The sequence below is a fragment of the Klebsiella sp. S69 genome (genome assembly GCF_016516145.1).
Lineage (GTDB): Bacteria > Pseudomonadota > Gammaproteobacteria > Enterobacterales > Enterobacteriaceae > Klebsiella > Klebsiella oxytoca.
Map to the genome: position 1 here is coordinate 1 of NZ_JACVUU010000035.1, position 11,292 is coordinate 11,292.

At 54.7% G+C, this 11,292-nt stretch carries 14 protein-coding genes; all 14 read right to left on the reverse strand.

Annotated elements, in window-relative coordinates; all coding sequences use genetic code 11:
* Positions 1-418 precede the first annotated feature (418 nt).
* Entirely contained in the window at positions 419-676 is a 258-nt protein-coding gene (locus tag IAE27_RS26855) for a bacteriocin immunity protein (protein ID WP_200093091.1), read from the reverse strand.
* Complete coding sequence (locus IAE27_RS26860; RefSeq protein WP_200093093.1) at positions 677-2,707, reverse strand: S-type pyocin domain-containing protein; 2,031 nt, start codon at positions 2,705-2,707, stop codon at positions 677-679. It abuts the gene before it with no gap.
* Positions 2,704-3,885 carry a tail fiber domain-containing protein gene (locus tag IAE27_RS26865; protein ID WP_200093101.1) on the reverse strand — a complete coding sequence of 394 codons (1,182 nt, stop codon included), beginning with the start codon at positions 3,883-3,885 and terminating at the stop codon, positions 2,704-2,706. The genes IAE27_RS26860 and IAE27_RS26865 overlap by 4 nt, the downstream gene beginning before the upstream one ends.
* Before the next feature lie 1,109 nt (positions 3,886-4,994).
* Positions 4,995-5,870 carry an incFII family plasmid replication initiator RepA gene (repA, locus tag IAE27_RS26870; RefSeq protein ID WP_200093102.1) on the reverse strand — a complete coding sequence of 292 codons (876 nt, stop codon included), beginning with the start codon at positions 5,868-5,870 and terminating at the stop codon, positions 4,995-4,997.
* Positions 5,851-5,928, reverse strand: a complete 78-nt coding sequence (gene tap / locus IAE27_RS26875) for a RepA leader peptide Tap (protein WP_020323529.1) — start codon at positions 5,926-5,928, stop codon at positions 5,851-5,853. Before tap ends, repA begins: the two co-directional genes overlap by 20 nt.
* A gap of 233 nt (positions 5,929-6,161) precedes the next feature.
* Positions 6,162-6,422, reverse strand: a complete 261-nt coding sequence (locus IAE27_RS26880) for a replication regulatory protein RepA (RefSeq protein ID WP_108703732.1) — start codon at positions 6,420-6,422, stop codon at positions 6,162-6,164.
* 132 nt (positions 6,423-6,554) lie between these two features.
* Positions 6,555-7,112, reverse strand: coding sequence for a phospholipase D family protein (locus IAE27_RS26885; RefSeq protein ID WP_320159734.1), 558 nt, complete (start codon positions 7,110-7,112; stop codon positions 6,555-6,557).
* Positions 7,113-7,209: 97 nt separating this feature from the next.
* Positions 7,210-7,518 (reverse strand): hypothetical protein, encoded by a 309-nt coding sequence (locus tag IAE27_RS26890; protein WP_200093103.1) that lies wholly within the window; start codon positions 7,516-7,518, stop codon positions 7,210-7,212.
* The gene (locus tag IAE27_RS26895; protein WP_200093104.1) at positions 7,515-8,165 is read right to left on the reverse strand and encodes a DUF2726 domain-containing protein; all 651 of its coding nucleotides are present in this window, start codon (positions 8,163-8,165) and stop codon (positions 7,515-7,517) included. The genes IAE27_RS26890 and IAE27_RS26895 overlap by 4 nt, the downstream gene beginning before the upstream one ends.
* Before the next feature lie 5 nt (positions 8,166-8,170).
* Entirely contained in the window at positions 8,171-8,794 is a 624-nt protein-coding gene (locus IAE27_RS26900) for a hypothetical protein (protein ID WP_200093105.1), read from the reverse strand.
* Positions 8,795-8,943: 149 nt separating this feature from the next.
* Positions 8,944-9,246, reverse strand: a complete 303-nt coding sequence (locus IAE27_RS26905) for a hypothetical protein (RefSeq protein WP_200093106.1) — start codon at positions 9,244-9,246, stop codon at positions 8,944-8,946.
* A gap of 204 nt (positions 9,247-9,450) precedes the next feature.
* Positions 9,451-9,798, reverse strand: a complete 348-nt coding sequence (locus tag IAE27_RS26910) for a DUF6404 family protein (RefSeq protein WP_200093206.1) — start codon at positions 9,796-9,798, stop codon at positions 9,451-9,453.
* Between the two features lie 19 nt (positions 9,799-9,817).
* Entirely contained in the window at positions 9,818-10,411 is a 594-nt protein-coding gene (locus IAE27_RS26915) for a fertility inhibition protein FinO (protein WP_200093108.1), read from the reverse strand.
* A gap of 144 nt (positions 10,412-10,555) precedes the next feature.
* Entirely contained in the window at positions 10,556-11,281 is a 726-nt protein-coding gene (gene traX, locus IAE27_RS26920) for a type-F conjugative transfer system pilin acetylase TraX (RefSeq protein WP_200093112.1), read from the reverse strand.
* Between the last annotated feature and the right edge of the window lie 11 nt (positions 11,282-11,292).

Consider the following 11,292-nt stretch of genomic DNA (forward strand, 5'->3'; position numbering starts at 1 on the left):
TTTGAAGGCTTTTCGGATCAGCTGCATAGTCAGGTAACATAGCAAAAAAAACAGCATGTTATCTGACGACTTCTTAATGCGACAGAGCCAGGATAAGTGCGTCTGAAAAACGGGTTTCAGGTTAAAAAGTCGACGAAATGCGCATTTTATCGATATTAGTGGTATTAGTCCCCGCCATCACTACGCTCCCGATGATAACATTCATGGTCAGGATATTTCTAAAACCATATTTCAGTTTCCTAACCATCAAGGATGATATGTTCGGCAACGCGCATGGAGAGTTCCGGTTAACAGTATTTCGTGTCCGTAAGAATGCCGGCATTCAGCTGGCGGGTCTCATCATAGTCTTCAACGGATACCGACGCATTTGTGGGACAGGGGTTCCACGCCGGAACCCCTACACAGATTTGATTAAAAACTACACTTTTTTAAATCCCGGCTTGCCGTTTTTAGCCCGCCATTCCTTGACTTCTTTTACGATACCTTCAGGGCTGTCATCCTGACCATCTTTCGGGTGATAAATAAGTCCATTACGGTATGGATGTTCGGTTAAACGGTCAAAATCAAGAACAGCCTTTGTATGCTCAGCCTCTGTTCCAAAATCGGCATTACAAATTTTTCTGACGAACTCTAGAAACTCAGTCTCGGTATAGTCAGAAATCTCTTTCTTTTCCATTTACATATTTCCTCTGTGAATTTCAATATGGCGCTTAGGTGTAACGACCCTAATATTATCGATATCATAAACAGCACCACCATCAGTAACGCGTTTGATATGATGCAATTCGAATCGGATTCGCCCCCCAACTTGTTCAGATGGGATAGGGAAAGGAGAATAACTTTTAATTAAGTTACGTTTGTTACTTTCCTGAAACTGCTTAAGCAATTCTGGATCGTTACCCACTTCCGTCCACAACGCTTTACGGAACTCATCAAAACTTGCAAACTCACGCCCACGCAGCTTGTCTGCAATACGCGCCGGGATCGGTACGCCAATCCCTTTGTTTGCATCATTAAGCCAGTTTTCGCCGGTTCCCTGTCCTTTACCGGTTACTGTTCCCGGCAGATCTCGAGGGTCTTCACGCAGCATCACATAGACCGGCTCCACGCCAGTGCCGGTGGCATCCGGCTGCCAGTAGATAAAATCCTGCAGCGCAGGAATATCAGCCACCGGCAGGGTGGTGGTGACGATACTGTCCGCCTGTTTCACCTCCGTCCCGGTATGCACCGGCGTCACCGGCACTGGCGTGCTGTTTCCGGTATGCGATGGTGCCGCAGGTCCGACCGGGACCGGGTTAATCAGGATGGTCCGTGACGGCGCACCGGCCACGGCCGGAACCGTGATTTTATCAAGCCCGGTCACCTTGTCACGCACGGCGCTCAGCACCGGTACCGTGGCGGGCACACCACCGGCTCCGGTTCTGACCAGTTTCACTGACTGTCGTCCGTCCGGCTCCGTGGTGATAAATCCCCGAACAGGCAGGTCAACGGTCTTCATCCCCGGCTTAATTTCCGTCTTCATGGCTGTGAACAGGCTGGCCTGGGCGGCCATCATCTCAATATCCCGGCCGGGAACCCTGTCGCTGCCTCCACCGGCGCGGGGCGAGAAAAATATCGCTGATGCCGCGGCGACCATCGAACCGGCTGTCGTGGCTGTCGCCGTTCCTGCCACACTCACCACACCGCGCCACAGGGCTGAGGAAATCCAGCCTGAGAATTCAGCGGTGGCCGTCAGTACGCCGCTCAGACCGGGGAGTGCTGCCTGAATCCGCGCGGCCACAGCAGACAACTGTATCATTCCCGGCGCGCGGTTCAGCAGTGCCGCGCCGGGAGCCATCATCGCAACGGTGGCGGCTTTCACTCTCTCCTGCGTGTAAACCGGTGTGTCCTGAACGCCTGCTTTTGCAAACAGCGCTTTCCGGGCTTCTTCCGCCTTCCGGCGCTCCGCTTCTGCTTTTGCTCTGGCCTCAGCGTCAGCTTTCTCTGCTGCCAGTCTGTCCGCATCGGCCTTCGCTTTAGCGGCGGCTTCACGCTCCCTGGCCTCCTTCAGTTTCCGCTCGGTTTCAGCCTGCTGGCGCTGCGCTTCTTCCTGCGCCCGCAGGGCAGCCTGATAAGCTTCTTCTGCCTTTCTGGCTTCTTTTTCTGCCCTTTTTATGGCCTCATTCTGTGCGACCATCTGAGCGAACGCTTCCATCTCCATATTGTTCTGATGGGCAAGGTCCGTGACACTCGGTCCTTCTCTGCCCTTCTGAATGGCCGCATTGGTCACATCTTTGAGCTTCTGTGTGAGTTTATCCTGTGATGCCTTTGCCGCCTGCTGCGCCGCCATGGTCGCCCGGACCCGTTCCGCCTGTGCCGCCTGCGTTTTTTTCAGATTTTCGGTTGTCCATTTTGCCGTGGCATGAATGGCCGCAGAGCTTTCGGCCTGGAGTCTGGAAGGCGTTTTTTTACCCAGGTCAGCCTGTACGCTGCCGCTGCCTGGCATAATATTCGCCGGTCCCCCCGACAGACTGGTTCCCCCGTCGCCACCCACCACGGTCATCACCTCCTCGCCGTCAGCGTTCACGCCAAGGGAAACCATTCCCGGCGGGGCAGGGGTGACCGGGACCGGCTGACCTGAGGCACTGCGTTTCCGGCGGACCGCTCCCTCTGAACCCTCTGAGGGAACATCCACCGCAGAAAACCGGCGTTGTTGATTATCTGTCATAATCCGGCCTCCTGCCCGTTCCGGCGCTCCAGTGCGGCCAGGCGTTGTTCAAGCTCCTGCCGGGCTTCCTGCTCTTTCCGCAGCTGCGCCTGGTCTTCCAGACGGGCCTGACGCTCTTCTTTCAGCGCTTCAACCAGCAGGGCCACCACGCCGTTGATATTGATACTGCGTGCATCCGGCAGCACGCTGCCGTCATTGAGTATCAGTTCAGTCTGTGTGACCGACTGAGGCAGCACCTGCTCCACTTCCTGGGCAATCACCCCGGCTTCCGGTACGCCCTGCTTGAGGTAGGTGTAGCCGCCGATGCTGTCCAGTCTGTCCAGCGCATTATCAATTTTTTCGATGTCCGTTTTCATGCGGGCGTCAGAGCTGCTGTTCCAGGCACCGTTGGTGTAGGCATGCCCGTCGTTGCGGAACTCATACCAGCCCTGAGCGCCGCCGTTGGCCACATGCAGGCCGAGGAAGTGATGCTGTCCGATACGCTCATAGTGATAGAAGTCAGCGGATAGATTGCCCGCGCCCTGAAGCCAGAGTCCGTTAGTTTTATTGGCTTTGTTGTTATCAACCGGACGATTACCCTGCGCCTTATACCAGCCATCGGGATTACGTTTAACATACTGTCCGGCATCGAGCGTGGCGCCGGAGCGAAGCCGCAGTTCATTCCAGTTCCCCTGCCAGTCCCGGTAGGAAAGCAGCCCGAAATCCTCACGCGCGGCGTTCACCCTGGCCCCCATGAGCATTCTGACCGTTTTTTTGCCGGTGGTGAACTGCGTGGCAATTTCCGGGGCGTTATATTCCTGCCCCTTAATGAGCGGGTCCGGACCGGTGGTCTGTGCGGTGATACCGGCATTGTGTGAGACCAGCGCTCCGCCGGAGATATCGACGCCGTTGCGCAGGGAAACCCGGCCTGTAGTTAAGCTGAAAGCGAAAGGCCGCAGGGTGTTGAATGCCCCGTCGCGGGCCTGACCGTCTGCGGTTGTCAGGAAGTTAAAGTTCTTACCATCATTGCGAAGAATGACACCGGTATTCGCGCCAGCCAGCCGGAATCCGTTGACGCCTTTTGAAACAATTTCTCCGTCACTGACCACCCGTTTGCGCAGGGTGGTGAGGGATTTTAATTCGGTGATGTCGTCGTTGATGCCATTGAGTATGAGGGCATTTTTCTTCTGTTCAGCCATGGTGAATTCCTTTTATTGGATGAAGTAAAAAAAGAGAAGCACTGTATATACATACAGTATAAAATATACCCTACTCCGGACCCGCCCATGTGTCAACAGATGAGATGCATTCTTGTTTGCGGCCTGAATGATGTCGGTTTTTAGATGCGCGTCAGCGCATGGGAGGCGCAAAGCGCCGGAGACCCCCGCAGCGAAGCGAGGACGAAAAAAGCATTACGGCTTTAGCCGTAATAATCCCCCACCCTGCTAAGCCCAAAACAACCCCGCTAAAAACGCTACAGAAGCTGCTGTGCGCGGTCGGAGTGGTCACGACAAGGCGAGAGTCGCAGTCGGGGCGTATCTCCGCGTTAGCGGGCCGTGAGGGCCGCTTACGAGCGTGTACACAAAAACCCAAAGCCACATAACCCACAGCCACCACGAAATCTAGTTACAACATCCGTCATTAACAGCGATGCATTACCCCGGCTGACGCCGGGGTGGGGCGGCGCTTTTCAGTGGCGGTCAGGTGGGCACGGGTGCTGCTGAAGCGTTAGCGTTCTCCGGTGGTGACAGGTGAGGTCTCTGCTGTGGCTTAAGTGGCTTGTGAAGTGCTGAGGACAGCTCTGACGTGGTTCTCAGGGGATTCGCCCGGATGATGTAACTAATATTTCTGTCTTGCTCACATGCCCGCCGTTAAGCGGCGGGAGGTACTTTTATGGTGTTTCCGAACCGGCGCGGACGTCAGTCCGCTGCAAGGGCGGTCATTTTCATGAGCCTGTCCACAGGCCAGGCGATGAACAGGTTATGTATTTATAAGAGATAAAGATTATGTATTTAAAAGAAGTACAGAGCAGGTGTTTAAAGGGAACCACGCACTTTGAAACTTCACCGACAGGCGCTCTGTAAGCATTACGGTTGTAACCTTATGGAAAAGTCCCTTGCAGTTATTGGTGGATAACTGAATTCAGCGACCAAAAGTGACGCCGGTGATAAATTTTCTGGCCATATTTGCGCAGGGAAGACCGGGATTCTGCCGGGCGAAAGGGAACAGGTGCTCAGATAACAATCAGTGACGGACTGCGGACGTGCGAAAGCCTCCGGCGCCGGCCGGATTTTTTCGGGAAGGAAGGTTATATGGGGACGGTGGCCAGCCGCGTGTAGTTGTTCCCCCGCGACATCAGCATGCGCTCTTTCACGCGACGCTCCAGCTCGCGCTTCATGGCATCGAGCCCCCCGGTAAAGCGCCCGGTGGCGTACTCACGCGTCAGCTGCTGCTTCACCAGGGTCACAATGTCCTGACGGGTTCTGTCCGCGTCACGGCGCGCACGGGCGCGTTTCAGGCCATATTGTTTACGTTCGGACTGGTAGCTGCGGAACCGTTCGCGCACAAACCGCCAGGCCTTCGCTATCAGCTCGTCCATCTCCAGCGGCTTCAGCCTCTGCTTCTGGCGCTGCTGATTTTCCCACTCCACGCGGCTGCGACGCGCAGCCACAACAGCCACGTCAGAGACGTCGAGCGCGGAGAACAGTGCAGGCGTGAAGGTGATATCGGTCGGGATGTTGCAGCCAATCTGCGGGTCATATTCGGTCTGGTACGTAATCAGCCCCAGCTCCGCCATAAATTTCAGCGCCCGCGTGGCGCGGGTGATGGACAGATTGCCGGTTTTCGATTCCGTGGCCAGACCGCACTCAATGGCCAGATTGGTGATGGAGCGCTGCACACGGTTGGCCAGCGGGTCATAGTGGAAGCACAGTCCCTGCAGCAGCGCATCAATGGCACGCCGGCGCAGCAGCGGGGGCATACGATGGCGCTTACCCAGCGAACGCACGAACGCCACATGGACGGAAAAATCAAAACGGGACGTGAAGCCTTCGGCTTTCGCCATCAGCTTACGACAGAACGGCAGCGTTTTCTTGCCTTCACGCGGCGTGAACACCGGATTCGGGTTTTTGACCTGCCGGTAATGGGTGAACAGGGTCTGAACGTCAGTCACACCTTCCCGCACTTATGTTGCACGGAAGGAGCAAATGGCACAGAAACAAGTATTGAACTTTTCTGAGCATAAAACTATACTCCCTGCATAGAGCAACAGCTTCTATACAGTTTAAATGACAACCCACTTAATCTACGATTCCGCCAAGTTTCATGAGATTAGTGGGTTTTCTCTTTTCTGGTCCCGGGTAGACACCTTATCAGAACCAGTTCCCTGCCACCTTACAGCGTGGCCAGCCATCAAAATTTGTTAAACGATCAGTAATCTAGCACTCACGCGTCGAAGGTTCAAGAATGTAAATATTTACGATTCTAATTTCCTTCGTTCATCTTCAAGCTCAATGAGCTTTTCTAACATTTGAGCCTGAGTGATACCTTCTTCATCTGCAAACTGTACGAGCTTGTCCTTTAAAGAACTTTGTATCACTGCATGAAATGCTTTATGCGTCGAACTTCTGCGAGCCAAAGAGGCTTGCTGGCGCTCTCTTGCGGGTACAGGAGCCCCCTTTCGATAGGGACGCTTAATTTTCGATGAGGAAGTTCCTGCATTATCAATCTGCGACATCTCTGCCTCCTCAAGGATCTAAAAAAGGATCGTTCGCAGAGAATACTACAGAATATTTGAATCAGCGACTTACTTTATGAACGTAACCCGCGTTGGCGCACGGTTTACGTCCGGGGATCGTTTAAGGCGGTATCAGTACGTCTGTTTCCAGTCCGTTCCCTTCGACCAGCGGGATGACCAGTGCTGCAGATAGCGTTGGGCTAAAGTAGGGTCATCCCACACGACAAGCACGTTCTCTGAATTCGAACGGTCAGCAGCCCGACTGAAGTTGAACGAACCGACCTCCGTATTACGCCCGTCAGCGATGATCACTTTGTCGTGGAGGATCTTGTAGGTATCCACTGTCCGGACAGGAATACCCGCGCTGACCAGCAGATTCATGGCTGCCCGGCTGGCCTTGTTGCGCTCGCCGGTATTGGCTTTGTGGTCCAGAACAACTTTCACATCCACGCCCCGCTGCCTGGCTCTGACCAGCGCGCCGGCCACATCCGGAGACGTGAAGGAATAGCCCATCAGCCGGATTTCCTGTTCTGCTGTCGTAATGGTTTTCAGAACCAGCTGCAGGCCCGTTCCTTCCGGGGAAAACCCGGTCTCGATGTTCGCGGCATAAACGGCCGGTACGGGTGCGCACAGGCTCAGGCTGACCAGTCCGGGCAGACACCATCTGAGGAGAGTACGATTTACTTTCACAGAATTTCCTTCACTGGATGTGTTCAGAAACGCCGGGGGCGGGGGAAACTGGCTTTTCCCCGCCCCAGGGGTTGGACAACGACGCCCTGCGGAGGCGTCAGGCTTTTGTGGTATGACGGAACCAGTAGCACTCCGGCCCCTCCTCCCGTGGATGTACTGAACCGAGAAACCAGCCCTTACCGGGCGGAGGAACCAGCTCCCATGATGAAGCGTCAGGCGGGCCATCATCCCATCCGGTACAGAATGCCTCTGTAGCCTCGTCACGCATACTCATCACGAAGCACTCCAGCTTCTGGACGCGCAGCCACCACATCAGCTGTGGCGTGGTCTGGCAGCAACTCCGGATTAACGCCGGGTGTGTCCAGTAGCCCCGCGCATCGCGGTCAACCTCTACGGGCACAATCATTTTTCTTCCTCCCTGCATTCAGTATGTGTTGTCGGTAAAGCTGTGTCGGATGCAGATATTTCGTCGGTTTCAGCTTCACGGTATTTCAGAAACTCACTGACTCGCCTGACCAGTTTCTCTGAGTCCCGGTCGCGCAGCAGCGGGATACGCGCCTGCCTCAGAACCTCTTCCAGCAGGATGTCGCGCCGGATACGCTGTTTTTTCAGATGTGAGGCTTCATCAAGTTCAATCGCGCCAACGATAGCAAAGGTGCGGATATCAACGATGACCACGTCGCAGTGCCACTGAGACGCCATGCGGAAGAGTTGCCACCAGGTCCGGGAACGTGGCCGGATGTGGGGAGCGAGTGTGGCAATATCCGCCACCCGGACCTGCGGGCATAACAGCCAGCGCTTACGGCTGGTATGCCTCAGCAGTGCCCGGTAAAAGTGTTGTTCCCGTGGTGTCATCAACGTGTCGTTTCCCACCCAGATCCGCTGGCGACACAATCGCTGTTCGGCCTCTGAGGGGCGAATCCCCTGGGCTTTCAGTGACATCAGGACCGGAGATGTCTTCGTTACGGCCCGTCCTTTCAGAAGCAAAACCAGAAACCCCAGCAGACTCAGCACAACAATGGTACTGCCTGCCATCATTAGTATTTTCGCCATGCTGTTTATTCCTTTGCCTCTGCCGGCAGCCTGTCCAGCAATGCGCGGCGAAAGGCGTTCGGCAATCCTCTCCCGGCCAGAACATCGGCAATCAGAGCCGACATGACGGAAATCAGCAGGACGTAGCGCAGGACAAAACCAGTCTGATGCACAAGCTCTGTGGCGGGCATTTCCCGCAGAGCGCTGAAGACCCGAACAGCATCCTGCGGAAATCCCCAGGCAAGAAAGCACAGACCAGCCAGCATCACCGCCGGCGCGTATATCAGCCCCCGGCTGACGCACCGTTGAGCCAGGTCCAGAAGGGCAAGCATCTGACGGCGATACACGTCAGCATCCTGCAGAATTTCCCACTCCAGACGGGCCTTTTCATGGCGCGGCAGCATGGCCACCACCTGAATACCGTCGCGGATACTGACCAGCGGTGAAACTTCCGGCTTTCTCAGCCGGTCAGTGTGGCGGATGTACAGGGCCAGACCGGCCCAGAACAGCGCAACAGACAACGCAACCAGATAGAATCCACTCACCCGGGTAACAGGAGAAAACAGGAGCATCAGAACCAGCGCCAGCGCGATACCGTATAAATAACAGAATAACTGCTGCTCAGTGTGCAGAATAAAATACCGAAACATATTCGCATTCCTTTTAAATATTAAAATCAACCCACACGAGTATTACACATGACATTTTGCAGACTGTTTGCAGCCATATACGCAAGGGATTTAAATCAGTTAAATAGTGCACTCAGATATATATCCAAAAATAAATCGGGGTACTGATTTCAGTCGTGCATAACCGGACAGGGATTATCAGAAACGCAGTCAGCCAGTCTGAATGATGATGAAAACACCCACCCCGTCAGCGTCAGCATCTCTTCCGGCTCATCCGGCGCACACAGCGTCACACTGGTGTCGGTCACACTCTCAATGTCAAAGCCACCCTCATTTATCATGTAGCGAATCACATCGTCCCTGGAGTGAAGCTGGCCCGAACCCACCATCCGCAGTACCGAACGCCTTATCATTCTTCGCGCCTGTTCAGACTCGGGCAAAGCAGACTCATCTGTCATTTCATCTTTAACCATTATTTACCCTTCTCGTTTAAAATATGATTTCCCGGAGGGAAAAGAATAACAACACATTGAGTGTATCTTTCAGAAATGAATAATAACCATCACAGCACGGCCATATATAATGGCTGCGCAATAAATTTACTAATTTACTTACCTAAAAGAATATAAAACTGTCAGCACAGGCGCAATCGTCCCTGACAGTATATATTCATTCCGTTACAGGTCTTTCCAGTCGGGTAAATTATTTGCCCTTCGCCGCCACCAGTGAAACAGCGCCATCGTCAAGCCAAATAACACGCCCGCAATAAGACTGGTTGCGCAAGCGAACAGAGGACTCCTTCCCTGCACACGCCAGACCATAAGGTACATCAGCAGACCGTACCACATGGAAAAAAAGCCCCCCATCCATCTGAAAACCTGCCAGAACGGGGCAAACGGCAACGGGGGGATTTTTACACCCAGCCACCACAGCAGACGTATCAGAGGCGGTGCGTAATTACTTTTCCACATCTTACGGCTGGCCATTATCGCCAGCGCCTTGCGTTTTCGAGCTGCAAATTCCATCTCTTTTCTCCAGCTATTTTCAGCCATCTGACTGGCTCCGTAACCGCTCTGCGCGCAGAAGCTCCCGGACCATACGCTCACTGGCATATCTCGCCTCTTCAGCAGTGACGGTGGCCACAACATTTCCCTGCAGGTCATAGCGGGAGGCACCTTCCCGCATCCGGGACAGATAACCCGCCGACCGGGTCAGGCTTTTCAGGCACTTAATCACCTGCTTATGCGACAGCGGCAGGTCGCGGCTCGCTATATCGGCAAACAGCTGTTCACGCATCCCGGTTGCCAGCAGACGCGGGGCGTTACCGTCAAACAGCTGCGGCCAGAACGCTTTCAGGGTCATGATAGCCTGCTCCGGCGGCAGCAGTTGAAGATAACGCACAGGAGGCGGAGCCTTTGCTGCTTTGACCGGTTCTGCCGTAGCCTGGCGTGCGGCGGCTTCAGCCGCCTTTTTCGCCTGCTCCAGTTTCTCTTTTTTGACCTTCCAGGCGGGCGGCGTCGAGACCACCACGACTTTTTTGCGGCGAACCACACCCTGCGTGTTTGTGACATTCGCTCCTGTGTTTTCCACTGCAGGCTTTCGTTTCAGGCTCAGTACAGGGCGCTTCTCTTCAGTCATATTCCGGCACTTTATTTACGGTTAAAATGAGGTTATAAAGTACGCCAACATTAGCGTCAACATACCCCTGAGATGGTGGCCTGATGTCCATAATTAAAATGAAGTCACATACAGAATTTCACCCGGCCTCGTCCGGGTCTTTTTTTACATCGAGACGACAATCCCCAGCACCGCCAGGTGACCCGCATAGAACATCACAAAGAAATGCCGTGGCCAGAACCGTTTAATCTCCCCTCCGACCGATGAGCACACCATTAATACGAGAATCGCGATGGCCAGCCCGGCCAGTGACTCACTCACCTCATTCATATTCATCAGTAACACCATGATGGCCCACAGCGCACCGTACCCCAGCCGTTCCGTCACATGTTGTGCGCGGCAGAGCAGCCAGCTGGCGGTGAGCATGCCCACTCCCGCCATGCCGTAACTGCCACAGGAGAACGGTATCCAGGCGGCAACGATGGCCATGGCGGCGAAGGTGTAACGCCAGAACGGCAGGCTGAACCACCGTAGCGCCTGACCGGTGACGGCAAAGGCAAACAGGATATTACCCGTGTACCACGGATACCCGATAAGCATGAACGGTACCTGGGCGACCAGCGCCCAGCCCCAGAGGCTGTTCAGCTGCGACTGGCGGATATCCGCGTGCCGGGCCAGATTCATCCCCCAGACCAGACCGAACAGCGGAAAGCAGCCCCGGCCCAGGAGACGCATAAGCTCGTTGTTATCTGCCAGCAACAGGCCGGTGTGGTCAGTGACCATCAGAAGCAGGGCCACCGTTTTAATCATATCCGTCTGCCCGGGCGTCCAGGTCAGCAGCGCCTTAAGCCAGCGGTCTGCGGCGCTGACGCGTATTACGTGTGATGTCATCGTGATTTCCC